The 23,386-nt window shown below is 41.1% G+C and carries 23 protein-coding genes, 2 pseudogenes and 1 other annotated feature; of the genes and pseudogenes, 2 read left to right on the forward strand and 23 right to left on the reverse strand.

Annotated features, from left to right (window positions below; translation table 11 throughout):
* Nucleotides 1-226 precede the first annotated feature (226 nt).
* The 11 genes and pseudogenes from tehB to ybeY form a co-directional block, all read right to left on the reverse strand.
* Nucleotides 227-1,087 (reverse strand): SAM-dependent methyltransferase TehB, encoded by an 861-nt coding sequence (tehB, locus tag NMM17_RS01065; RefSeq protein ID WP_254753672.1) that lies wholly within the window; start codon nucleotides 1,085-1,087, stop codon nucleotides 227-229.
* A gap of 14 nt (nucleotides 1,088-1,101) precedes the next feature.
* Nucleotides 1,102-1,569 (reverse strand): SsrA-binding protein SmpB, encoded by a 468-nt coding sequence (gene smpB, locus NMM17_RS01070; RefSeq protein WP_254753673.1) that lies wholly within the window; start codon nucleotides 1,567-1,569, stop codon nucleotides 1,102-1,104.
* Nucleotides 1,532-3,886, reverse strand: a complete 2,355-nt coding sequence (rnr, locus tag NMM17_RS01075; protein ID WP_254753674.1) for a ribonuclease R — start codon at nucleotides 3,884-3,886, stop codon at nucleotides 1,532-1,534. Before rnr ends, smpB begins: the two co-directional genes overlap by 38 nt.
* Nucleotides 3,887-3,987: 101 nt before the next feature.
* Nucleotides 3,988-4,221, reverse strand: a complete 234-nt coding sequence (gene secG / locus NMM17_RS01080) for a preprotein translocase subunit SecG (protein ID WP_000282517.1) — start codon at nucleotides 4,219-4,221, stop codon at nucleotides 3,988-3,990.
* 39 nt (nucleotides 4,222-4,260) lie between these two features.
* On the reverse strand, nucleotides 4,261-4,410 hold the full coding sequence (gene rpmG, locus NMM17_RS01085; protein WP_001809104.1) for a 50S ribosomal protein L33: 150 nt from the start codon (nucleotides 4,408-4,410) through the stop codon (nucleotides 4,261-4,263).
* Nucleotides 4,410-5,609 (reverse strand): annotated as a pseudogene (locus NMM17_RS01090) (multidrug efflux MFS transporter). Before NMM17_RS01090 ends, rpmG begins: the two are co-directional and overlap by 1 nt.
* Before the next feature lies 1 nt (nucleotide 5,610).
* Nucleotides 5,611-6,201 carry a dephospho-CoA kinase gene (gene coaE, locus NMM17_RS01095; protein WP_254753675.1) on the reverse strand — a complete coding sequence of 197 codons (591 nt, stop codon included), beginning with the start codon at nucleotides 6,199-6,201 and terminating at the stop codon, nucleotides 5,611-5,613.
* Nucleotides 6,201-7,025 carry a DNA-formamidopyrimidine glycosylase gene (gene mutM, locus NMM17_RS01100; protein ID WP_254753676.1) on the reverse strand — a complete coding sequence of 275 codons (825 nt, stop codon included), beginning with the start codon at nucleotides 7,023-7,025 and terminating at the stop codon, nucleotides 6,201-6,203. Before mutM ends, coaE begins: the two co-directional genes overlap by 1 nt.
* A 48-nt stretch (nucleotides 7,026-7,073) precedes the next feature.
* The gene (gene era / locus NMM17_RS01105; RefSeq protein WP_000143256.1) at nucleotides 7,074-7,973 is read right to left on the reverse strand and encodes a GTPase Era; all 900 of its coding nucleotides are present in this window, start codon (nucleotides 7,971-7,973) and stop codon (nucleotides 7,074-7,076) included.
* A 16-nt stretch (nucleotides 7,974-7,989) separates the two neighbouring features.
* Entirely contained in the window at nucleotides 7,990-8,385 is a 396-nt protein-coding gene (locus tag NMM17_RS01110; RefSeq protein ID WP_254753677.1) for a diacylglycerol kinase family protein, read from the reverse strand.
* Nucleotides 8,366-8,863: an rRNA maturation RNase YbeY gene (ybeY, locus tag NMM17_RS01115; RefSeq protein WP_000275156.1), complete on the reverse strand. Its 498-nt coding sequence runs from the start codon at nucleotides 8,861-8,863 to the stop codon at nucleotides 8,366-8,368. Before ybeY ends, NMM17_RS01110 begins: the two co-directional genes overlap by 20 nt.
* A 104-nt stretch (nucleotides 8,864-8,967) precedes the next feature.
* Between ybeY and pavA the strand changes: the two genes are divergently transcribed.
* The gene (pavA, locus tag NMM17_RS01120; RefSeq protein WP_254753678.1) at nucleotides 8,968-10,623 is read left to right on the forward strand and encodes an Rqc2 family fibronectin-binding protein PavA; all 1,656 of its coding nucleotides are present in this window, start codon (nucleotides 8,968-8,970) and stop codon (nucleotides 10,621-10,623) included.
* Nucleotides 10,624-10,682: 59 nt separating this feature from the next.
* Here pavA and NMM17_RS01125 read toward each other — a convergent pair whose 3' ends face one another.
* The 12 genes and pseudogenes from NMM17_RS01125 to NMM17_RS01180 form a co-directional block, all read right to left on the reverse strand.
* Nucleotides 10,683-12,398 carry a glucosaminidase domain-containing protein gene (locus NMM17_RS01125; RefSeq protein WP_254753679.1) on the reverse strand — a complete coding sequence of 572 codons (1,716 nt, stop codon included), beginning with the start codon at nucleotides 12,396-12,398 and terminating at the stop codon, nucleotides 10,683-10,685.
* 97 nt (nucleotides 12,399-12,495) lie between these two features.
* Entirely contained in the window at nucleotides 12,496-13,482 is a 987-nt protein-coding gene (locus NMM17_RS01130; protein WP_176607577.1) for a dihydroorotate dehydrogenase, read from the reverse strand.
* Nucleotides 13,445-14,245 (reverse strand): dihydroorotate dehydrogenase electron transfer subunit, encoded by an 801-nt coding sequence (locus NMM17_RS01135; protein WP_254753680.1) that lies wholly within the window; start codon nucleotides 14,243-14,245, stop codon nucleotides 13,445-13,447. Before NMM17_RS01135 ends, NMM17_RS01130 begins: the two co-directional genes overlap by 38 nt.
* Before the next feature lie 248 nt (nucleotides 14,246-14,493).
* Entirely contained in the window at nucleotides 14,494-14,874 is a 381-nt protein-coding gene (locus NMM17_RS01140) for a VOC family protein (protein WP_000157153.1), read from the reverse strand.
* 58 nt (nucleotides 14,875-14,932) lie between these two features.
* Nucleotides 14,933-15,292: a 50S ribosomal protein L20 gene (gene rplT / locus NMM17_RS01145; protein WP_000124834.1), complete on the reverse strand. Its 360-nt coding sequence runs from the start codon at nucleotides 15,290-15,292 to the stop codon at nucleotides 14,933-14,935.
* A 51-nt stretch (nucleotides 15,293-15,343) separates the two neighbouring features.
* The gene (gene rpmI, locus NMM17_RS01150) at nucleotides 15,344-15,544 is read right to left on the reverse strand and encodes a 50S ribosomal protein L35 (protein WP_001125943.1); all 201 of its coding nucleotides are present in this window, start codon (nucleotides 15,542-15,544) and stop codon (nucleotides 15,344-15,346) included.
* Between the two features lie 32 nt (nucleotides 15,545-15,576).
* Nucleotides 15,577-16,107 carry a translation initiation factor IF-3 gene (gene infC, locus NMM17_RS01155; RefSeq protein WP_000848180.1) on the reverse strand — a complete coding sequence of 177 codons (531 nt, stop codon included), beginning with the start codon at nucleotides 16,105-16,107 and terminating at the stop codon, nucleotides 15,577-15,579.
* A 15-nt stretch (nucleotides 16,108-16,122) separates the two neighbouring features.
* Nucleotides 16,123-16,254 (reverse strand) — a sequence feature (ribosomal protein L20 leader region).
* Nucleotides 16,255-16,414: 160 nt separating this feature from the next.
* Nucleotides 16,415-17,597 (reverse strand): annotated as a pseudogene (locus NMM17_RS01160) (hypothetical protein).
* Between the two features lie 3 nt (nucleotides 17,598-17,600).
* Entirely contained in the window at nucleotides 17,601-18,188 is a 588-nt protein-coding gene (locus NMM17_RS01165; protein WP_000939888.1) for an ATP-binding cassette domain-containing protein, read from the reverse strand.
* Between the two features lie 397 nt (nucleotides 18,189-18,585).
* Nucleotides 18,586-20,826 (reverse strand): DNA internalization-related competence protein ComEC/Rec2, encoded by a 2,241-nt coding sequence (locus NMM17_RS01170; RefSeq protein ID WP_000942439.1) that lies wholly within the window; start codon nucleotides 20,824-20,826, stop codon nucleotides 18,586-18,588.
* Nucleotides 20,810-21,460: a helix-hairpin-helix domain-containing protein gene (locus NMM17_RS01175; protein WP_000391067.1), complete on the reverse strand. Its 651-nt coding sequence runs from the start codon at nucleotides 21,458-21,460 to the stop codon at nucleotides 20,810-20,812. Before NMM17_RS01175 ends, NMM17_RS01170 begins: the two co-directional genes overlap by 17 nt.
* Before the next feature lie 66 nt (nucleotides 21,461-21,526).
* Nucleotides 21,527-22,096, reverse strand: coding sequence for a GNAT family N-acetyltransferase (locus NMM17_RS01180; protein WP_000443736.1), 570 nt, complete (start codon nucleotides 22,094-22,096; stop codon nucleotides 21,527-21,529).
* Between the two features lie 170 nt (nucleotides 22,097-22,266).
* Here NMM17_RS01180 and ald point away from each other — a divergent pair, with 170 nt between their 5' ends.
* Entirely contained in the window at nucleotides 22,267-23,379 is a 1,113-nt protein-coding gene (gene ald, locus NMM17_RS01185; protein ID WP_000904689.1) for an alanine dehydrogenase, read from the forward strand.
* The last annotated feature ends 7 nt before the right edge of the window (nucleotides 23,380-23,386 follow it).

The raw sequence follows: 23,386 nt of genomic DNA on the forward strand, positions 1-23,386 counted from the left end.
TGATTTTGTTCTATTATTATAGAGTTTCTTGAAATAAAAATTATATTGTCAGAAATATTATTTTTTTATAACATTTAGCATTTTTTAAAGATCCGGATATTCTCCTAATCTCTATTCATGTTTATACTCAATGAAAATCAAAAAGCAAACTAGGAAGCTAGCCGCAAGCTGTACTTGAGTACGGTAAGGCGACGCTGACGTGGTTTGAAGAGATTTTCGAAGAGTATTATTTGATTTTTTTAGCTAGCATGGTCGCAAAGCGTAGTTGAATACGATTGCCATTCTCATCGCGACGGTGAAGATGGCCTGGATTTTCATTGTACTTAACCATTTCCCAGTCCTTGTAGTATTCAGCCAATTCCCCTTCTTTAAAGGTAAATGGGAAGTTAACCGAGCAAGGATAATCCTTCGTGTCCATGGCACAGACGATAAGATTGTAGCCACCAACAGTAGTTTTCTCCTGCATATTTTTGATAATTTCAGGAATGCGGTCTGCTTGCAAAAACATCAAAACAACTGTCGATACGATGAAATCATATTCTTGCCCAATGCTGGCTGAATTGATATCGTAAAGACCAACAGGCATATCCAAATCTTCCTGCTCAACAATGCTTTGCAAGATTTCAAGGGACAGTTCATTTTGATCGACAGCTGTCACATCAAAACCTTGCTGGGCTAGAAAGAGAGAGTTACGGCCTTGACCACAGCCCAAATCCAAGGCTTTCCCTGGTTTTACTGTCTGCATAGCCTCTAAGACCTCTGAATGAACTGGATTGGTATTGTATTTTTTAGGGAAATAATCCTCAGGTTTACAATAAAATTCCAAATACCATTCCACATCATCTGTGGCAGCCTCCACTCGATGCCAAGCTTGAGGTTGTGCCATGGGATTGTCGGCTCCGGCTTCAAAGAGATGCTCAGCTAGAGGCTCACCATCCTCTGTCAATTCAATAAACTTGAGAGTTCCTTTTAAAACAGTAATCTTACCCCAAGTCCCTACCTTGGTATTGTGTTTCTGCTGAACCGCCTCTGGCATGGTTTCTTTCGTCCACAAGGGCATACGTTTATAGGCAACTAGTTTTTCCATTTTCATTCCTCTTTTTATCGCTGGTTGACTGCTTTCATCACGCGCGCAATATCGCGATTCTGCTCACGTCTCTTAATTGACTCACGTTTGTCATAGTCATGATTCCCTTTGGCAAGTCCTAAAAGAAGCTTAGCATAACCATCTTTGATATAGACCTTAAGGGGAACCAGGGTCATTCCTGTCCCTTTGGTCTCTTGCTCCAATTTTTGGATTTGCTTTTTATGGAGTAGGAGTTTGCGACGACGTTCTGGTTCTTGATTCCAGATATTACCCTCTTCGTAAGGTGCGATATGAACATTGCTCAACCAAACTTCTCCATTTTTCACTTGAGCAAAGCCATCCTTGAGATTGATTCGAGCTGCTCGCACACTCTTGATTTCAGTTCCAGTCAGGACCATCCCTGCCTCTAGCGTATCTACGATTGTATAGTCGTGGCGCGCCTTTTTATTTTGCGCGACGACCTTTCCCTCGCCCTTTGCCATGCTTGGCTCCTTTCTTAGCTACTTCCTTATAAAAAGATTTCTTTCCTTTTTTCTTCTTGTCTTTTTGTGAATGCTTGCGCTTATCATTTGAGCGTCCTGATTTTCTCTTGTCTTCCTTCTTATCTGAACGACGACTTGAACCACGCCCTCTGTCACTACGACTAGATTGTTTCAAGCCCTTCTCAATCACATCAAACTCACTTGGGATGTAAGAGAAGTCAATTTCACCAGTCATCTTGTCGGCTCTTTCAACTCGGATACGAATCTGTTGCCCTACACGGAAGGTTGTTCCTGATTTTTCTCCACGCAGAGTCAAATCACGTTCGTTGAAATGATAAAATTCAGGTAGATTGGTGATGTGAATCAAGCCTTCAACCGTATTTGGCAATTCAACAAAGAGACCGAATTTAACAATACTTGATACAACAGCATCGTACTCTTGGCCTACATATTCCTCCATGTACTCAGCTTTTTTCATGGCTTCGACTTCACGTTCAGCCTCAATGGCACGACGCTCCCGGTTGGAAGACTGGGTCGCAATCTCTGGAATCACTTGTTCAAAATGCTCGGCTATTTCTTTAGAACGGCCGTAATCACGAATCATACGGTGAACAAGAAGATCTGGATAACGACGAATCGGACTAGTAAAGTGAGTGTAATAGTCAGCCGCTAATCCATAGTGGCCGTGATTGTGCTCCGAATAGCGAGCCTGCTGCATAGAGCGAAGAAGCATCATGGACAATACATCTGCATAAGGTTCTCCCTCAACAGCACGCATGATGTCTTGAAGTGCCTCCTGGCTAATCTCACTGGCAGTCCCATAAATGCGTAAGCCAAAACTTGAAGCATAATCAATAAACTTCTGAACCTTTTCAGCCTTTGGCTCCTCGTGAATTCGATAAATAAAAGGCAAATCCAGCTTGCTGAAATGCTCGGCAACTGTTTCATTGGCCATCAACATAAAGGACTCAATCATGCGCTCGGCAACACCACGCTGACGAAGAACGATATCAACAGGCTTACCTTGCTTGTCCACTAAAATCTTAGCTTCATTGGTATCAAAATTGAGGGCTCCACGTTTCACACGCATGTTTTCTAAAGTTTCATGAAGCTTAGCCATAAGTTCGATACTAGGAACAATTTTCTGATATTCTTGTCTCTTTTCCACGTCTCCAGCTAGGATATCATTGACATCACTATAGGTCATACGGAAGCTTGTCTTGATAACCGTTTGAGTAATGGTGTAGTTGACCACACGACCCTGTTTATCAATCTCCATAATGGCAGACTGGGTCAGGCGATCAACTTGAGGATTGAGGGAGCAGATGCCATTTGACAAACGCTCTGGAAGCATTGGAACCACTCGGTCTGTCACGTAAACAGAAGTCGCGCGGTTAAGGGCTTCCTTGTCAAGAGCAGAACCCTCGGTCACATAGTAGGAAACATCTGCGATGTGAACTCCGAGTTCCAGATTGCCATTTTTCAAGGCCTTGATATGCACCGCATCGTCCAAGTCCTTAGCATCTGCACCGTCAATGGTAAAAGTTATCTCATCTCTTAGATCCAGACGACCTTCCATATCCTTTTGAGACGGAGCATCAGGCACACTTTCTGCTTCCTTAACAACAGCTTCTGGAAATTCTGAGACAATATCCATTGATTCCAAGACCTCAAGAACATCAATTCCGACATCTGTTGAATGACCCACTACATCGAGAACACTAGCAACAAAGAAATCATGTTTCTTGCTCGGGTATTTGTCGATAAAGACCTTGAGAACTTCTGTTCCCTCCAGTTTAAGGGCTGGTTTCTTAACATAAATCGGTTGACTGATTTTCTGGTTTTTCGAACGGATATAGCCGGCATACTTGGGCTTTTCCTGATCTAGAACGATTTGACCGACAACAGTTGTCAAACTATGTTCTAAGATATCAATAATTTTGGCTTCGGCAGCAGTTCCCTTGTTTCGGTCAGCTACTTTCTTTATCACGACCTCAACGGTATCTCCATCAATAGCATAGTTGACATCGTTTTTCCCTACAAAAAGGTCGTCCTCCTCGCCTTCTAGGCTGACAAAACCAAAGCCATTTTTATGAGCATGAAAAATCCCTTTGAGAGTAATCTCATGTTTTTTCTTAATTTCTAATGTCAGACTACCATCTTCTTCAAAGCGAATCTGGTGCTTTCTTTCCATTAGGGACAAGGTTTTGATCAACTCACGAAAATCCTTGGATCCGTCTTTTCCCAAAGCCTGAGCCAAGTCATTGACAGTTACCTTTCCCTTGTCTTGTAAATATTCTTTTATTCTATCTTTCATATTTTCTTTCTAGATTTTTTTATTTTCTTTTACTGTAAAACCTTCTAAAATATCTTTTAAAAATAAAAAGAGGCAAAGACCTAGTCCTGCCCATTATTTTCTTATCTACTTGATAATACCGTCAATGCTAAGGCAATGGCTAGCCAGAAAAAGACTAAAATCCCTGTCAAACGCTGCATTACAGCTTCAAAACCGCGTGCTTTACTGCGTTCAAACAAATCACCTGAGCTGGCATCAAATACATTGCTGGATTGGTTTTTGGTTGGTTGCATGAAAATCGCAATCACAATCACAACAGATAATACTAATAAAATGGTTAATAATAGGTTATACATATCAAACTCCTTAAAATCCTTATTATTTTACCATAAAATCTACTTAGATTCAAGATGTAGGGTTACTTTTCTTTCCTTGGGGCAATACTTTAAAACCTCAATCTTGTCTGGATGAGTTTTTGAATTTTTACTGGTTAGGTAATTGATACTGCCACAAGAGGAGCATTTGAGATTAATTTTTACTCGCACTAGATTTCCTTTACTTTTAATAATGTTCGAAATTGAAGCAGGTTAAAGAGACAACTAAAGGCCACACAAAGGCTTGTCGCATAGAAGACTGCATGGTAGCCAAATTGACCTGCTACTGCAGAACCTGCCATAGGACCAACGACACCTCCCAGATAAAAGAATACCTGATTGAAGGCAAAGACCCTCGAAATTCCGGTTTTGGGTGTCATCTTGCTGAGAAGGGCATTAACTCCAGGAATCAAGGCACCGGTTCCCAAGCCAAAGAGAAAACGATAGAGTCCTAGTTGAAGGGGACTAGAGGCATTGGCACAGAGGAGATAGATGATGACTGAATAAAACTGGGCTACAACCAAGAGGCGATGGTTCCCCACCTTGTCACCTAGCTTTCCCATGACTCCTGCACTCATCATGCTGGAAAAGCCCATACTGGATACAATCAAACCTGACACAAAGAGAAGATTCTCTGTCTGGCCTAAGTCGCGCACATAAAGTGCTAAAATAGGGCCAATCGATTGGGCTGAAAATTGGATGACAAAACTGGTCAGAAAGAGATTGACCAAGAGATAGGGATATTTAACTGATGTAAATAATTCCTTTGTTGGGATGGCTTTTTCTTTTGCTACTGGTTGAAAATCTTCCTTGATAAAGAAAATAGTCAAAACAGCGGCTAAGAAGAGAAAACTACCAACCAGTAAAAAGACAGTACGAATGCCAAATAATTCTGCGATAAAGCCACCGATAAAAGGACCAGTTAAAGTACCTGCTACTACTCCTGTAGACAAAGTACCGAGAGCAGAGCCTGATTTCTCCTTGGGAACCTGACTGGCTATCAAGGCTGTGGCATTAGGAACAAAACCTGCAAATACACCATTCAGTAAACGCAGAAAGATTAACCAATAAATATTTGGGACAAAAGCCAAGCCTCCCATAGTAATGGTCATGGCCATGCCAGCCCGAATCATCATGGGTTTTCGACCGTATTTGTCAGCAAGGATGCCCCAGATAGGAGAGAAAAGTGCCGCAGAAATGGCAGAGACAGAAATAGCTAAACCTGCATAAAAAGCAGCTTAATCACTCCCTACACCTAAATTTTCTACAAAGATGGGCATAAAAGGCACAACCAAGGAAATACTGGCTCCTGTCAGAAAATTACCAAACCAGGCAATGCGCAGATTATCTTTCCAATTAATCTCTGTCATCTTACTTACCTCCCTCAAGAAGGGTAAGCACCTGAGTTAGAAGCTGATTTTGATTTCCATTGTTGTTTAAAACATGGCTGGCCAAATCTTTTTTTTTCACTAAAGGCCACTGGGCTGCCAGACGAGACTCAGCTTCATCCTTGGATAGCTGATCCCTTTTCATTAAGCGTTCTACTTGGACATCTCTATCCACATAGACCAACCAAGTCTCATCAAACCAAGCACTGTAGTCCTGCTCAAAAAGTAGGGGAATATCCATGAAGAAAATCTCTTCTGTCTGAGCCAATTGCTCTCTTAATGTAGCTAGTTCCTCACGGATAATATCTCCTTGAATTTGCTTAGACCATTCTCGTTCTTCAGGATTTGAAAAGATAAGACTAGCTAGGAGAGGGCGATTAAGTTCTCCATTTTCTAAGATAATTTTTTGACCAAAGTGCTGGACTAGAGCTTCAAACAGACGACCACCAGGTTTCTGTAGTTGGTGGACGACTGCGTCGGCATCCACTACTTGAAAGCCTTGCTTTCTTAGAAAATTTGTCACGGTTGACTTACCAGAGGCAATTCCTCCTGTGATTCCAATGATTTTTCCCATCAATTCCTCCTTTGGCACTGAGGACAAAAGTGAGTTCCACGTCCGCCTAGTTGGATTTTTTCAATGATGGTGCCACAGCGTACACATTCTTGACCAGCCTTGTCATAGACCTGATGAAAATCCTGCATGGTTCCGTCTTCCCCAAAGGCATTGGTATAGGTCCGAATGGTGGAACCACCTTTTTCAACAGCCTGTCCCAAAACAGCAATGGTCTGGTCATGAATAGCTGTCGTTTCTTCTACTGTCAAAGTCTGAGAAGATCTTGCTGGATGAACCTGAGCTCGCCAGAGAACCTCATCCACATAGATATTACCAAGGCCAGCTACCAAAGTCTGGTCTAGGAGATGGGATTTGATAGGCTTTTTTGACTTGGCTAGAGCATCTTGAAAGACTTGCACATCAAAGTCTGACTCTTTTGGCTCAGGACCTAGTTTTTTAGAAATAAAGTAGGCATCCAAAAGGTCAGGAGACAAGAGTTCCATAGTACCAAACTTGCGTACATCCTCATAAACAAGTGTCCCACCGTCCTCAAACTGGAAGAAAACATGGGCATGCTTGCGTTCAGGAACCTGGTCCGGATAGTAAAAATACTTGCCCTCCATCCGCAAATGGGAAATCAAGACCTTGTCTGTCAGGTAAAAAATCAAATATTTACCACGACGTCCCATTGACTCAATAATCTGACCAGGCACCTCCTTTTGAAATTCGTCCAAATCCGTCTTAATCATCTTGGGATAGCGAATTTCTACACTCGAAATCTTCTTACCCAAAATCAATTTTTCCAAGCCACGTCGAACGGTTTCAACCTCAGGTAATTCAGGCATAAGTCCTCCTTCTGTAAAAACAAGAAGCAGGCATGAGCCCACCTCTACTTAGTATTCTTTTTCATTATAGCCAAAGTCAGCCAAATCTAGCTTTTTATCACGCCAGTTTTTCTTGACCTTGACCCAGGTTTCTAGGAAGACCTTGTCTCCTAGCATGAGTTCAATATCACGACGAGCCATGCTACCGATTTTCTTAAGCATAGCGCCACCTTTACCTATGATAATCCCTTTCTGACTATCGCGCTCGACCATGATAGTTGCACGGATGTGAACCTTGTCTGTCTCTTCATCTCGCTTCATCGAATCAACCACTACAGCAACTGAGTGAGGAATCTCTTCACGAGTTAGGTGCAAGACTTTCTCGCGAATCATTTCTGAAACCAAGAAACGTTCTGGATGGTCTGTGATTTGGTCAGCTGGAAAATATTGGAAACCTTCGTCCAGATTTTCACTCAAAATATCCACTAGACGAGAGACGTTATTCCCTTGAAGAGCTGAGATTGGAACGATTTCCTTAAAATCCATTTGGTTACGGAAATCATCAATCTGAGACAAAAGCTGGTCTGGATGAACCTTATCGATCTTGTTCACAACCAAAATCACAGGAACCTTGGCAGCCTTGAGGCGTTCGATAATCATATCGTCCCCTTTGCCACGCGCTTCATCAGCTGGAACCATAAATAGAACTGTATCCACTTCACGGAGAGTGCTGTAGGCGGATTCAACCATGAAATCTCCGAGGGCTGTCTTGGGCTTGTGAATTCCTGGTGTATCGATAAAGACGATTTGCTCCTTATCAGTCGTGTAAATTCCCATGATTTTGTTGCGCGTCGTCTGCGCCTTGTCACTCATGATGGCAATCTTTTGCCCCATAACGTGATTTAAAAAAGTTGACTTCCCAACATTGGGACGTCCTAAAATGGCTACAAAGCCTGATTTAAAAGTCATAATTTCCTCTTACTGTTTAAAATAACAAATCCCAGATTCGTGGGAGAAAAATCAATGCGCCTGTTAAGGCTGCGAAAAGAGAGACCACTAATACCGCGCCAGCCGCCATATCCTTGGCATTTTTAGCCAGCATGGAAAAGTGATAGTGACTGGCCAAATCCACCACATTTTCAATAGCAGAATTGATAATTTCAAAGGCTACTACCAAGAAAATGCTCAATAGGAGAAAGAGCCATTCGATTCGTGACACCTGAAAAACAAAACCTGCAAGAATGACTACAAGAGCCGTCACTGCATGTTTTCGCATATTGCGTTCTTCCTTGATAGCAGTCAAAATCCCTGTGATGGCAAATTCTAAACTGGCTATCAGGTCACGATTTTTCCATTTTCGTTTATTGTCTTGTGAGTCCATAGGCTGTCAAAATTTCTTCTTGTAAACCGAACATCTCCGCTTCTTCTTCCGGAGTGTAGTGATCATAGCCGTTGATATGTAAAAAGCCGTGTACTGCCAAGAAGCCCATCTCACGCTCAAAGCTATGGCCATATTCCTCGGCCTGCTCATGAGCCTTATCGATAGAGATGAACAATTCCCCAATATAGGCATCAAACTCAGACATCATCTCTGCCAATTCAGGATTTTCAAGCAAATCCTCTTCGTCAAAGGCAATTTCCAACTCTGGTTTATACTCAAGGCTGATGACATCTGTCGGACGGTCTGTGTCACGGTACTCCAGATTGAGTTCATGACTACGTTCATTAGTCACAAAGGTAACTGCCATCTCCTTGTCTTCTTTGCCTAATTTTTGGGCTGCAAATTCCAAAATTTCTTGGGTTTGTTGCAACATTTCTTTTGAAACTTGACCAGTTTCATCTACCATTTCAATATACATGTGCTTCTCGTTTCTCTTTACTTGGCTTTATTATACCACATTTCCATGATTTTATTCTACCTTTTTGATATAATACTATGGAATACAATCACAAGGAGAGAACGATGTCATTTGACGGATTTTTTTTACACCACATGGTTGAGGAATTGCAAAGAGAGTTAGTGAACGGTCGCATCCAGAAAATCAATCAACCTTTTGAACAAGAGTTGGTCTTGCAAATCCGTAGCAATCGCCAAAGTCATCGCCTGCTCCTTTCTGCTCACCCAGTTTTTGGACGCATTCAGCTGACCCAAACGACTTTTGAAAATCCAGCCCAACCTTCTACCTTTATCATGGTTTTGAGAAAATATTTGCAGGGTGCCCTGATTGAGTCGATTGAGCAAGTGGAAAATGACCGAATTGTGGAAATAACGGTTTCCAATAAAAACGAGATTGGAGACCATATTCAGGCTACCTTGATTATCGAAATCATGGGGAAACACAGTAATATTCTACTGGTTGATAAGAGTAGTCATAAAATTCTCGAAGTCATTAAACACGTCGGCTTTTCACAAAATAGCTACCGCACCTTGCTGCCTGGGTCGACCTATATCGCTCCGCCAAATACCGAATCTCTCAATCCTTTTACGATCAAGGACGAGAAACTCTTTGAAATCCTGCAAACACAGGAAACAACAGCTAAAAACCTTCAAAGCCTCTTTCAAGGTCTGGGACGTGATACGGCAAATGAATTGGAAAGCATTCTGATTAGTGATAAACTATCTACTTTCCGTAACTTTTTCAATCAAGAAACCAAGCCGTGCTTGACTGAGACTTCCTTCAGCCCAGTTCCTTTTGCTAATCAGGTGGGAGAGCCTTTTGCCAGTCTTTCTGATTTGTTGGACACCTACTATAAGGATAAGGCTGAACGCGACCGTGTCAAACAGCAAGCCAGTGAACTCATTCGTCGTGTTGAAAATGAACTTCAAAAAAATCGACATAAGCTTAAAAAACAAGAAAAAGAGTTACTAGCGACAGACAATGCTGAAGAATTTCGTCAAAAAGGGGAATTGCTAACAACCTTCCTCCACCAAGTGCCTAACGACCAAGACCGGGTTATTCTAGACAACTACTACACCAACCAACCTATCACGATTGCGCTTGATAAGGCTCTGACTCCCAACCAGAATGCCCAACGCTATTTTAAACGGTACCAGAAACTAAAAGAAGCTGTCAAATACTTAACTGATCTGATTGAAGAAACCAAGGCAACCATTCTCTATCTGGAAAGTGTCGAAACCGTCCTCAACCAAGCTGGACTGGAAGAAATCGCTGAAATTCGTGAAGAATTGATCCAAACTGGCTTTATCCGCAGAAGACAACGGGAGAAAGTCCATAAACGTAAAAAACCAGAACAATATCTAGCAAGCGATGGCAAAACCATCATCTATGTCGGTAGAAACAATCTTCAAAACGAGGAGCTAACCTTTAAAATGGCCCGCAAGGAGGAACTTTGGTTCCATGCCAAGGATATTCCTGGAAGCCATGTTGTCATCTCAGGCAATCTTGACCCTTCCGATGAAGTTAAGACAGACGCGGCAGAACTAGCCGCCTACTTCTCTCAAGGTCGCCTGTCAAATCTGGTTCAGGTAGATATGATTGAAGTCAAGAAACTCAACAAACCAACAGGTGGAAAACCCGGTTTTGTAACCTATACCGGACAAAAGACCCTCCGTGTCACACCAGATCCAGAAAAAATCGCATCCATGAAAAAATCCTGATTTACTTGAAATCAGGATTTTTAACTTACTGTTCAGTCAAATCATATCCAACAATGGGACTAATCTTTGCCACCTAGTTTCTCATTGATTTTCATCATCACACTAGCAATTTTTTCTCCCCAATAAGGGTCTGAGGCATATTCCACATTCATACCAGAAGCCTTGTTTCCAAGGAAGGTTCTGCCCCTATCGATATAATTTTCCTTAATCCACTTGGTTGCACCTAAAATTCCCTTATCCACATCATCAAATGTTTTAGCAGAAAGGTAAGGTGTCGTATCATAGGCTGTAATGCCAAAGAAATTGTTCTTATCTTTGGCAATCTTGCTACGTCCCCAGTCGCTTTCTAAGGCGCTATGAGCAAGGAGGTAGAGGGCATTGATATGGTAATGTTCTTCGGCTTCCTTAAAGGTAGCTCCCTTATTTTCCAAGAGGCTGTTATCAATATTTAACAAACTAAATACCTTATCCAAATCCTCAGCACTGTAATTTGTAGCCTCTGTCAAATCTTTGAAAAGGAAGGGATTTTCAAGGTTAAAATCATCAAAATGCAGTCCATCTGCCGAATAATATTTCTTACCTACTTCCATATCAGAAAGATGAGAAGCTACTGGAATGCTAGCATTCTGAGCTACATAGTGATAAAAACGGTGTCCATCACTCTCATAATAAGGGATAAAATCCTTACTAGTATCTAGCGCTTGTAAATCTTCTGTTTTCATGTAGCCTGACAAACCAGAAATAATAATAGCTAGGCGCTTGTCATCACTTTTTCTATCCTTATCTAGCCAGACAACACTACCTTGCGATATATAGGAGAGTTTTTCACCATCTGCATTATAGACATTTGCTGTGACAGGCACTACTTGATAATAAGCAGCATTTTCGTTTGTTGCTTTTTCTACAAGCCACTTTCCATCGCTTCCTAGCTGATGACCATCAATAATCTCGTTTTTTGCCATGTAACCGCCAGATTTGAAGTAATACCAGGCTTGACTTTTAGCATCGTATACCCATTCTTTCTCAGCCATTTTGCCATCAGATTTTAGATAAAACCATGACTCCTTATCCAAAATCCATTCATTGGCTGCCATATAGCCACCAGATTTTAGATAATAATAATAATGGCCATTTTCGAAAATCCATTCTTTATCAGCATGATTTCCATTTTCTTTGATATAAAACCAAGATTGGTATTGTTTGTCAAAAAGCCAACCTTGCTGTACTTTTGCCCCACTAGCATTCACATAAGCCTGCTCAATCCACTGACTAGTCAGCAAATAACCACCAGATTTGAAATAATAGTCTTTCCCTTTGATTTGGAGCCATTCTTTCTCTGCGTGTTGTCCATCTGCTTTGATATAAAACCAAGCGTCGTATTGAGAATCATAGACCCATTCTTCTATTACCTTGGCACCTGATGCACCGACATAGGAAGCTCCTAGCCAAGCGTTTCTTTTCATCTTTCCATTTTGGTCAAGATAATAGAAGGCTCCCTTATCTTCTACCCATTCTGACTGGGCCATATAGCCACCAGATTTGAGGTAAAAATAGTCGTCACCTTGTTTCAGCCATTCATTTTCAGCATAGTTGGCATCTTCTTTTATATAAAACCAAGATTGATAGTGAGCATCAAAAATCCACTCATTCGCTGCTGGACTGCCATCTGATTTCAGGTATTGTTTTCCTTGCCAAGTACCATCGCTAGCCATTGCACCTTCTGGTCTGGCTAAGAAAAATAGCAAAGCTAAAAAAACAAATCTCAATTTCTTCATAAACTTTCTTCCTCTGTTCTTTCCATTTTATTGTATCAAAATTCTCTATAATCAACATTACAAACTGATAAAAAATCAAGAACAGATTGATTGCAGTTTATCTCAGAGACTCTTTTACTTCCTTGCGGAGATTTTCCAGACTACTAATGCCGTATTTGTCCATAACCTTTGGTAGATTTTCGATGATATCAGGACAGGCATATGGATTGGTAAAGTTGGCTGTTCCAACTCCGATAGCAGAGGCTCCAGCCAGATACATTTCTAGGGCAGTTTCTGCCGAATCCACTCCTCCCATTCCAATAATAGGCAGGTCTGTTGTTTGGGCTACTTGGCGGATGAGTTTGAGGGCTACTGGAAAGACTGCTGGACCAGACATTCCACCTGTTCCATTTGCCAAGATTGGTTTTCTGGTTTTGAGGTCAAAGCGCATACCAACTAGAGTATTGATCATGGTCAAGCCACTTGCTCCCGCATCCTCTGCTGCCTTTGCGACAGTAACGATATCGGTCACACTAGGGGTTAGTTTGACATAAACTGGTACATCAGAGGCTTCCACAGCCGCTTTCACCACATCATAAGCTAAATCTGGATCTTGACCAATCAAAAGTCCATGATTACAGTGATCTACATTGGGGCAAGAAATATTGAGCTCGATAGCCTTTACATTAGCTGCTTTAGAAATTCCTCGAGAAACAGCAGCATACTCTTGTTTTGAAAAACCCGCAACATTGGCGATAATAGGAAGATTTGGATATTCTCTTTCCAGCCAAGGTAACTTTTCGGCCAAAACAACTTCCAAACCAGGATTTTGTAAGCCAATTGCATTGAGCATACCAGCAGGTGTCTCTGCTACCCTTGGAGTTGGATTGCCAAAGCGTGGTTCAAGGGTTGTCGCCTTGATCATAATAGAACCCAAAAGGTCTAAATCATAGTACTTGGCATACTCTTGTCCAAAACCAAAACAGCCTGATGCTGGAATGATAGGATTTTTCAAATCCAAACCAGGTAGAGAAACTTGTAAACGATTTGTAGTCATGATTTTCTCCTTATAATACAACTGTTCCTGTGCGGAAAACAGGCCCATCTTCACAGACGCGTTGGCTAACCGTCTCGCTTTCTGGCACTTTTAGGACGCAGGCATAGCAAGCCCCCATCCCACAAGCCATACGAGATTCCAGAGATAGATAAGCTCTTGGGTGGTCATAAAAGGTTTGATTGATATACTTCATCATTCCAGGCGCCCCACATGAGTAAACAGCATCAAATTGATTGTCTAAGTCATTGATAACAACGGAAACATTTCCCTTAATACCATAAGAACCATCATCTGTCGTTACAAAGACCTGCCCATATTGGGCCAATTCCGTCTCTAAAATAACAGCATCCTTGTTCGCAAAACCGAGGACAGTCACTACTTTCACACCACGTGCATGCAATTCCTTGGCTACTTCAAGCAAGGGCGGAACACCAATCCCACCTCCAACTAAGAGAACCTGGCTCTGCTCATCTAGGTCAGACAAGTCAAAACCATTTCCCTGAGGACCCATCACATCAAGAGTATCTCCCTGACTTAAGGTTGAGAAAATAGCTGTCCCAGCCCCTTCAATTCGATAAATAAGATGACACTGCTTATTTGCCTTATCAATAGACGAAATTGAAATAGGGCGACGCAAAAGATGGGCATCATCAGGCACACGAAGATGAAGAAATTGGCCTGCTCGCATAGCCTCAACCATTTCCCCTTCTAGGACTAATTCAAAGATTGCTGGCGCGATTTCCTCTTGTGCGACCACCTTCATGGTTTCCAAACGAATTGCACCCAAACGTTTCTTACATGTGGGATTCATGACTTTTCCTCCTTAAATTTTAAGGGGACCAGATAAAGAAAAGACCTTGCTTGTGCAAGGCCTCAGTTAAAATCGTACAACACAAGAGAGCACACTCAAAAAGACTCCTCTAGAAAATTGTACTATTCTTTTATCTGACACCTTGTGAGTCTCTCGGGACTCCCCTTAAAGGTTAAATTTTTACTAGTATACTCTTTCAGCTTAAAAAAGTCAAGTAGAAAACGAACATTCCACTTGACTTCATGAGATTATTTTTCACGAATGACTTCTACCTTATATCCATCAGGATCCTTGACAAAGTAATAGTTAGGTGCAGTTCCTGGTAGACCATTTGGCTCAGTAACTTCATAACCTTTGGCACTGTGCTCTTGATGAAGCGCCTCAAGATCAGGGGTACTTAGGGCGATATGGGCAAATCCATCTCCAACCACATAAGGACCGTGATCGTAATTGTAAGTCAACTCCAACTCATAGTCGTCACCCTCAAGTCCTAGATAAACGATCGTGAAGGCATGATCTGGAAAATCTCTGCGGCGCAATTCTTTAAAACCAAAAGCATCTTGATAAAATGCAATTGATTTTTCAAGATTTTCTACTCGTAAACAAGTGTGTAGCATTTTTGAAGCCATATTTTTCTCCTTTATTTTTAAAAAGACTGGGACAATCCTGTTCCAGTCTTATCTGTTATTATTTACCAAGTTTTGCTTTCGCTGCATCTGCAAGAGCTGTGAAAGCTGCTGCATCGTTAACAGCCAAGTCAGCAAGCATTTTACGGTTAACTTCGATCTCAGCCAATTTCAAACCATGCATCAATTGTGAGTATGAAAGTCCGTTCATACGAGCTGCCGCGTTGATACGAGTGATCCACAATTTGCGGAAGTCACGTTTTTTCTGACGACGGTCACGGTATGCATAGTAGTAAGAGTTCATTACTTGTTCTTTTGCAGTACGGAACAAGATGTGTTTAGCTCCATAGTAACCTTTTGCTAATTTAAGAATACGTTTACGACGTTTGCGTGATACAACGCCACCTTTAACACGTGCCATGTTTTATTTCCTCCAAATATTTCCTAGAATTGTTTACTTACAGTCAAGCTATTATTTCAAGCGAGTAAGCATTGCTTTGATACGTTTGTAATCTCCTGAATGCACCATAGATGCTTTACGAAGATGACGACGTTGTTTCTTAGTTTTTCCGTGGAAACGGTGAGAAGTGTAAGCACGGAAACGTTTAAGTCCACCAGAACCTGTACGTTTGAAACGTTTAGCTGATGCGCGGTGTGTTTTTTGTTTTGGCATGATTTTTTCTCCTTTATTTAACTTTCTGACAATTATTTTTTGTCAGTCGCTGGCGCCAATTGCATGAACATTTGACGTCCATCCATTTTAGCACGTTGTTCGATGATGGCAATATCTTGAGTTGCTTCAGCAAACTCGGCTAAAACTTTTGCACCAATCTCTTTATGGGTAATCATACGACCCTTAAAGCGAATAGATACCTTAACTTTATTTCCTTTTTCAAGGAATTTGCGTGCATTGCGAAGTTTTGTATCAAAGTCACCCTTGTCAATCGTTGGACTTAGACGAACTTCTTTCACGGTAACAACACTTTGTTTTTTACGTTGTTCTTTTTGCTTCTTCTGGTACTCAAATTTGAACTTACCGTAGTCCATAATTTTTGCAACAGGCGGTTTGGCTTGGGGTTGAATCAACACTAGGTCAACATTAGCGTTATCAGCCAAAGCTTGCGCTTCACTGAGTGGCTTGATACCTAACTGTTCTCCCTCAAGACCGATCAAGCGAACTTCACGTACACGAATCTCATCATTGATGAATAAGTCTTGCTTTGCTATGGTTTTCACCTCTTTTGTTTTATTAGAGAAAAACAATAGCGGACTCGTAAATATACAAGCCCGCACGTTATGATAGCGTTTCTTAGAAACTTTTCATCCGTAGGGCCAGGCAACTTGATGTCACAAGGCGAGAAGCTCTCACTTCTGCTTTTCTCAACTTTTATATGATACCAAGTTTTCTAGCCCTTGTCAAGATAAAAAGTTATTTTTTTGAAAAGTTTCTGTTTGCAGTTTGTCTTGGTTTTCGAATCAAAAAGAGAGAACCAAGGTGATTCCCTCTCTATGTTAGTTTTTTCTTATTTTCTGTATAGGAAAGCTAGAGTCTATTAAAAACTTCCTTTTTCCGTGAACTTCCCCATCTTTCGATAAATAGAATCCCCACTAACAAAAGGACAATCAGGCAAGGAAGTAAGACCATCCCCATGCTCCAATTCAGATTGACATTATCAATTTGCTTAGGTAATCTTCCAGATAAAATATCCACTGAACGTAAGTAAGTAAAGGGAATCAGATGTGCAATCTTTTGAAGAGGCTGAATTGTTTGGATGCCAAACAATAAGCCAACAATCCCAATGAGTGAAAGAAAGAGTACAGGCATTTTTTGATTGAAAAAGTAAGCAATCAGATACACAACTTCCACAATGACGATAAAGGCTAAGAAAGCTAATAACAAGCCAGGAAATAACACATCTTGTATCTTTCCAATAGTTACCTCTTGATTCACTAAGCTATAAATCGGGTAGGGATAATCTAACTGTCCAAAACCACTTATCAGACTTCCCACTAGAAAAGAAAATCCACAGATTCCGATAAACAGCACAGTTACATATCCCACTCCAACTCCAAGAGAAGATATTGCAAATGTCACTTTTGAAAAAGGATATAACTGAGCTGTGTCCAAATGATTTTGATATCTTTCTGCAAATAGTTGCGTTAGCATAAAAATAATAGCAATCACAAACAAGCTTGGGATGATAACCTCTAAAATCCAGACAATCTGATCAATCCCGTGGGTCGGATAATCTAAATTGTGCACTTTTATGTTCAAGGGATATAAGGCTTGGTAAATCTTTCGCTCGCGGTCAGCCCCCATTTTTATTTCAGAGCTAGAAGTCGGGGTATTTGATATCCTTTCATAATTCTTCTCTTCATCTTGCCACTGCAAATAGTAGGCTTCTTTCCATCGTCCTTCTTTTAACAAAGCCAGAATTTCTTTCTTTTGAGTCAAAAGATTTTTTTGCGATTCTAAATTAATTTTAGCAGTCTGGTATTCCTCCGAGTTGGTATCAGATATTTGGGAGAGTTTCTCTTCATATTCATTGATGACTCTCTCATCTTTTACAAGACGGGTTTCCAACTCTCTCCAAGCTGACTGAGTTTGCAGTCCGACTATTGAAATAAAAGGTAACACCGAGTACAGATACAAATAAAGCTAAGATAATCCAGTTTAAGCGACTTTTGAAAACTTTTTTCAATAAAAATAGACTAACATCTTTCATAAACTAAACCTCTTCTATCTGCCCCTGATGAATGGTTACTACTCTATCGCAGACATCAACCAACTCTTCCTTATAGTGGGAACTTAAAAGAACCAGCTGTTCTTGTCTATCGATTTGTACTAGCCTATCAAAAAACTTCTGTCGATAATACTCATCTAAGCCATTTGTAATCTCATCCATAAGCCAGCATTTCGCCTGACTGAGGAAATACATGGCAATCACCAAGCGTTGCTTCATGCCTAAGGAATACTTGCGAATAGGAAGGCTGATATAGTCTGACATTTCCCAATAGGCAATTTCATCCCTCAAGTTCAGACCTGACTTCCAGATGTTTTTGATAAGACGAAGGTAGTCCATCCCACTTAAGTTTCCATCCAGCCATTCAACGCTTTCATAATAAAATAAAGAAGGAGGGGCTGCGATATTTCCACTACTTATAGGAATTAAATTGCTAATGGCGCGGAACAGGGTCGTCTTTCCAGAGCCATTGATAGCAAGAATACCATAAATCCTACCCTTTTCAAATGTAAAATCAACATCTTGTAAGATGACTTGTCGCGTTTTTAAGGTCACATGAGTAAGCTGCAACATATCTAGCCCTCCTTTTATCACTCTTTAAGGATTAATAGCCTCCGCTGTAGTAGTTTAGTACCTCATAACGATTGTAATTCAAACCAGAACCAACTTTATACTCAGAATAGCTATAATAACGAGATCATGACAGAACGTTAATATAGCTATATCTGTAGTAATTCATACTAGACCTATAGTAGGTATTTCAAGCATACCGATAAGTTTTAAAGACGCTCACAGTAGATACACTGGACTGAAAAAACCAATAGATCATAAACTAACTAATTAAACGGTTTTTACTAATTTTTAATGGTTTTATATCATTAATATTGAGGACGCTTTCATTATATCGTTTTTATCATTATTATGCAACAGATTTTTAGTTTATTTTACTAATATATAGTATTTATCCTTCCTATCGAACGCTTTCTATTTTCCAACTATTCCACCCTTTAAAGCGTATAGCTCCTTGCTGGTCAGTTCGATATACTTTGCTATTGATAGTTTCCAGTCGAGTCAAGGTTTCCTGATGGGGGAGTTTCGTTCGATTATTCTTTCCAACTGAAATGAGAGTGATCTCTGGTTTGAGATGTTTTAAAAAGGCTGAAGTTGATGAATTTTTAGAACCATGTTGGCCAGCTTTCAAAACATCCACCTCTAAGTCAGGATATTGCCTCAGCAATTCCTTCTCTCCTTTCTCCTCCAAATTTCCTGTGAAGAGAAAGTGCTTATCCAAAAGTTTCCCATAAAGAACCAGGGAATCATCGTGCCCTCCATCTCCAATTTTCCTTGGAGATAGGACTTCTAACTGACTTCCAAAAATCGGCAAGTTTTCTCCCAATGACACACTACGAACCTTGGTTTGAGTCGCTTGTAGTTCCACTACAAATTCCTTCTGTTTCAGGCTGCCTTTTGATACTAAAATCTCCCCTACATGGAATGCCTTAGTCACCTCCAATAAATCTCCAACATGCTCCTTGTCTGTGTTGGTCAAAATTAGCTGGTCGATCTTGGCTACTCCACGACTTTTAAGATAGGGTATCAAGCTTCGCTGGGCATTGCTGGTCGTCGCCTTTTCTTGCCATTTTTCGATTTTCTTATCAGATTCTGCCTTGCCACCGACATCTATGAGAATGGTTTTACCAGTTATATCCCGTAGGAAAATACTTTCTCCTTGCCCGACATCCAGCATGGTGATTTCATTTTCCAGTGGATACTTGGTCAAGAAAAAAAGACCTGTAATCAATAAGCTCAATACTGTTAGCTTTTTAATGTTTTTCCTCAAATCATAAACTAAAGCCAAGGAAATTAACAATAGGATTAAAAGCCATGCATTGGGTTGTCCAAAGACCAGAGGTCTACTTGCCACCTGTGATACCAAGCGAATCATTCCCTCCAACCATTCAAAGATAAAGTTCAACTGAATGACTGGATAGAGAAAGGAAAGGGCAAATAAGATAGACAAGAGCGGTAAGAAGACCAAGTCAAATAGAAAGGAAAAGACAAAGGTCAAAAGGATAGACCAAGGTTGAAATTCTGCAAAATAGAAGGATAGAATGGGCAATATTCCTAAGGAAATGACTAAACTTTCTCTGGCAATAGCCTTGAGCCCCTCCTCTTCTTTGCTGGTCATAGTCAAGATAAAAGCATAAGCGCAGGACAAAACTCCTCCAGCAGTCAGGAAAAAGTTGGGCATGATAATAAAGAGTACAAGCACAGTCAAGGCAAAATTATCCAAACCCTTAACACCATGTTGAGCCAGTAGCTTCTGCAATAGACTGCGAATAACTGATGCTGAAAATCCTGTTAGTCCCGCATAGATAAGGGAAAAGGGATAGATCAGCCATTTCAACTTTTCTTGGGTCAAGCCCAATCGCAAGAGAAGTTTCTTAAAAACATCCATGAAAAAGCCTACCTGCATACCTGACAAGGCAAAAAGATGGATAATTCCTAGACTGGAATAAAGCTCATTCATCTCCTCAAAGTCGGTGTCCAGATGTCCTAATAGAAGCCCCGTCATGTAATTGCGCATAGGATCTGGAAAGTGCGTCTTAATCCAAACCACAGCCTTACGGCGTAAACTCGACAGATTTTCTCCTATATCCCAACTGCCAACCTTTTGAAGTGACTGGATTTTTTTGATATTGAGAGTCTGGTAAATTCCCTGAGTCTTCAGATAGGCTTGATAGTTAAATCCACCAAAATTCCTCTGCCCCTCTGGCTCCGAAAGTTTTCCTTCTAGTTCTATCTCATGAAGATCTGTTAAGGCTTGAAATTGCTCTTTTTCATTCTCGGACTGGAGTTTATAATAGACTTGAAAAATGCGTCCATCAGACTTACCACGAAAGGACAGACTATCGCCATTTACCTTAATAGTGTCAGGCAAAATCTGTACCCTTTCAACAGAATCCACCAGATTTTGACTAGTTTGACTCTGTTGCCAATTTTGAAACAGGAACCAGAATCCAAAGACTCCACAAAGCACTAGAACTTTACCTGCTAATTTCCAAGGAAATTGGATAAAGAGACAGACTAGCAGAAAAACAAAGCCCAATAAAGCAAGATAGGATACTGAGAAAATAGCGTAATAAAGCCAAAGCAATAGAAAACTCAGATAAATTAGGGGAGTGGGGATGTTTTTAATCCACTGTAACATAGTCTTTTAGCTTTTCTATGGTCTTGGCACCAATGCCAGAGACCTTCTTGAGCTCGTCTACTGACTTGAACTTGCCATTTGCTTCGCGATGGTCGATAATATCCTGGGCTCGTTTTCCTCCCAGACCCTTGACTTGCTTGAGTTCTTCCAGACTGGCCTTGTTGAGATTGATTTTCTTTTCCTTGCTTGTTGAAGAAGCTGTCCCAGAAGCAGTCTGTTGACTAGCTGCTTCTTCTCCCTTAGTGGGAACGTAAACCAGAGCCTCATCACTGACTTTCTGAGCTAGATTGAGCGACTTGCTGTCTGCTTGCTCTGTCAAGCCACCAGCCTTTTGAACCGCATCATTGACCCGACTACCTACCGGCAAATCGTAAATACCTGGAGATTTGACAGCGCCTTTCACATCTACTGTGATTAGTTCTTGTTCAACAGGTTCTTCCTTTTCTTCCTTCTTCACTTCCTTTTCGGATACCGAATCCTTGGAAACAGCTGCTACTTCTGCCTGCAAATTCGTTTCCTTGACAGGTGTTTGTGGAGTTGGCTTCAGCAGGAAAAATCCGCCAACAAGCAAGCCTAGACCAGTACAGATGACAATGATTTTATACTCTTTGATTTTCTCGATAATTTCTTCCATATTTTCTCCTCTCTTAGATTATTCGTAAAAGGAAGAAAAAACAGTTGAAAAATTCTTCTCAACTGCTTATTTATTTGCAAAATAGTCTTCCTTGGTCAAGACATAATGAACTCTTGTAACGATTCGACCTTTTTCATGCTGGTCCATACAAGCATAAGATTCTTCGTGGGAAAAACGCATGCCTGATTTCTCCATGACCTTTCCAGATGCAGGATTGTCCTTATCGTGAAGGGCAGTCAACTTATTCATCCCTATCTTCTCAAAAGCTAGCTCAATCACGGCACGGTTGGCTTCTGTCGTCAATCCTTGATTCCAATACTTTTTATTGATAATGTAGCCAATAGCTGCCTTCTTAAGAGCAGGATCAATCTTGTGCAAATCAATGGTTCCGATAAACTGACAATTGCTTTTTAGTTCTATTCCCCAGCGTCCCAAGGGATTGGCCAAGTAGAACTGAGCAATATTATTTTTGGTTTCTTCCAAGCTTTGATTGGTTGGAAAAGTGTAACGTGTATTTTCTCTGTCCGAAGCATAGGCAAACATTGCTTCCGCATCATCCAAAGTTACAGGTCTAAGCAATAAACGCTTAGTCTCCATTATTGGATACTGGGATAGTTTTAAAAAGATTGATTCCATACTTCTCCTCCATTTAAAAATATTTTCTACCAGTCTAGCATAAAAAATAAATTACAACAAATTTTTCTTGCTTTTTAAAGCGGTTTCATATAGAATAAAATCATCACCTTATTTTATAGATAATGTGATAAATCATTTACAACCCGTCAATAGAAAGGGAGTTTTTCTCTATGTTAATCGGAATTCCAAAAGAAATTAAGAATAATGAAAACCGTGTTGCCCTAACACCTGCTGGTGTCCACAGCTTAGTCGGCCGTGGTCATCGCGTCCTTATCGAAACAAATGCTGGTCTCGGTTCTGGCTTTACTGATGCTGACTATCAAAAGCAAGGAGCTGAAATTGTCGCTACTGCTGGTGAGGCCTGGGCTGCTGAGTTGGTCGTAAAGGTAAAAGAACCTCTAGATTCTGAATATGGTTACTTGCGCGACGACCTGCTTCTCTTTACCTACTTGCACATGGCCGCTGCTCCAGAATTAGCAGATGCTATGTTGGAAGCAAAAACAACTGGGATTGCCTATGAAACTGTCCGTAATTCCCAAAATCAGTTACCACTCCTCGTTCCTATGAGTGAGGTTGCAGGCCGTATGGCAGTCCAAATCGGCGCCCATTTCCTAACCAAGCAAGCAGGAGGTTCTGGCGTCCTACTGGGTGGTGTACCGGGTGTGCCTAAAGGGAAAGTAAGCATCATCGGTGGCGGTGTCGTAGGGACTCATGCTGCTCGAATTGCCCTTGGTCTTGGTGCTCAAGTAACCATCCTTGATATCAGTGCTAAACGTCTCTCAGATCTCGAAGAGGTCTTTGGCCATCAAATCCAAACCCTTATGTCCAATTCATTTAACATTGAAGCCAGTGTGAGAGATGCGGATGTGGTGATCGGAGCGGTTCTCATCCCAGGTGCCAAGGCACCGAAATTGGTGACAGATGAGATGGTCAAGCAAATGCGTCCAGGTTCAGTCATTGTTGACGTTGCCGTTGACCAAGGTGGCGTTATCGAGACAGCTGACCGTGTGACAACGCACGATGAGCCTGTCTATGAAAAACACGGTGTACTCCACTATGCCGTTGCCAATATCCCTGGTGCGGTTGCTCGTACTTCAACCATTGCCCTAACCAATGTCACTCTTCCTTATATCGAAGCTTTGGCTGGTAAAGGTTTTGTACAAGCAATCTCTGAGGATGAGGGCTTGCGCCAAGGTGTTACTACTTATCAAGGTTACTTAACCAGTCTTCCAGTAGCCCAAGGTCTCGATAAAAAACATACTCCAATTGATGAACTAATCTAAAAAATCT

The organism is Streptococcus sp. CF7_Ac1-12 (assembly GCF_024295905.1).
GTDB classification, from domain to species: Bacteria; Bacillota; Bacilli; order Lactobacillales; family Streptococcaceae; genus Streptococcus; species Streptococcus mitis_AP.

Excerpts from the sequence above, each read along its gene's own strand:
- ald (WP_000904689.1), top strand. The coding sequence starts at position 22,267 with ATGTTAATCGGAATTCCAAAAGAAATTAAGAATAATGAAAACCGTGTT.
- rpmI (WP_001125943.1), bottom strand. The coding sequence starts at position 15,544 with ATGCCAAAACAAAAAACACACCGCGCATCAGCTAAACGTTTCAAACGT.
- NMM17_RS01130 (WP_176607577.1), bottom strand. The coding sequence starts at position 13,482 with ATGGGCCTGTTTTCCGCACAGGAACAGTTGTATTATAAGGAGAAAATC.
- NMM17_RS01170 (WP_000942439.1), bottom strand. The coding sequence starts at position 20,826 with ATGTTACAGTGGATTAAAAACATCCCCACTCCCCTAATTTATCTGAGT.
- smpB (WP_254753673.1), bottom strand. The coding sequence starts at position 1,569 with ATGGCAAAGGGCGAGGGAAAGGTCGTCGCGCAAAATAAAAAGGCGCGC.
- coaE (WP_254753675.1), bottom strand. The coding sequence starts at position 6,201 with ATGGGAAAAATCATTGGAATCACAGGAGGAATTGCCTCTGGTAAGTCA.
- rplT (WP_000124834.1), bottom strand. The coding sequence starts at position 15,292 with ATGGCACGTGTTAAAGGTGGCGTTGTATCACGCAAACGTCGTAAACGT.
- tehB (WP_254753672.1), bottom strand. The coding sequence starts at position 1,087 with ATGGAAAAACTAGTTGCCTATAAACGTATGCCCTTGTGGACGAAAGAA.
- mutM (WP_254753676.1), bottom strand. The coding sequence starts at position 7,025 with ATGCCTGAATTACCTGAGGTTGAAACCGTTCGACGTGGCTTGGAAAAA.
- NMM17_RS01110 (WP_254753677.1), bottom strand. The coding sequence starts at position 8,385 with ATGGACTCACAAGACAATAAACGAAAATGGAAAAATCGTGACCTGATA.
- rnr (WP_254753674.1), bottom strand. The coding sequence starts at position 3,886 with ATGAAAGATAGAATAAAAGAATATTTACAAGACAAGGGAAAGGTAACT.
- pavA (WP_254753678.1), top strand. The coding sequence starts at position 8,968 with ATGTCATTTGACGGATTTTTTTTACACCACATGGTTGAGGAATTGCAA.
- ybeY (WP_000275156.1), bottom strand. The coding sequence starts at position 8,863 with ATGTATATTGAAATGGTAGATGAAACTGGTCAAGTTTCAAAAGAAATG.
- secG (WP_000282517.1), bottom strand. The coding sequence starts at position 4,221 with ATGTATAACCTATTATTAACCATTTTATTAGTATTATCTGTTGTGATT.
- NMM17_RS01165 (WP_000939888.1), bottom strand. The coding sequence starts at position 18,188 with ATGTTGCAGCTTACTCATGTGACCTTAAAAACGCGACAAGTCATCTTA.
- NMM17_RS01180 (WP_000443736.1), bottom strand. The coding sequence starts at position 22,096 with ATGGAATCAATCTTTTTAAAACTATCCCAGTATCCAATAATGGAGACT.
- era (WP_000143256.1), bottom strand. The coding sequence starts at position 7,973 with ATGACTTTTAAATCAGGCTTTGTAGCCATTTTAGGACGTCCCAATGTT.
- NMM17_RS01125 (WP_254753679.1), bottom strand. The coding sequence starts at position 12,398 with ATGAAGAAATTGAGATTTGTTTTTTTAGCTTTGCTATTTTTCTTAGCC.
- NMM17_RS01135 (WP_254753680.1), bottom strand. The coding sequence starts at position 14,245 with ATGAATCCCACATGTAAGAAACGTTTGGGTGCAATTCGTTTGGAAACC.
- NMM17_RS01140 (WP_000157153.1), bottom strand. The coding sequence starts at position 14,874 with ATGGCTTCAAAAATGCTACACACTTGTTTACGAGTAGAAAATCTTGAA.
- NMM17_RS01175 (WP_000391067.1), bottom strand. The coding sequence starts at position 21,460 with ATGGAAGAAATTATCGAGAAAATCAAAGAGTATAAAATCATTGTCATC.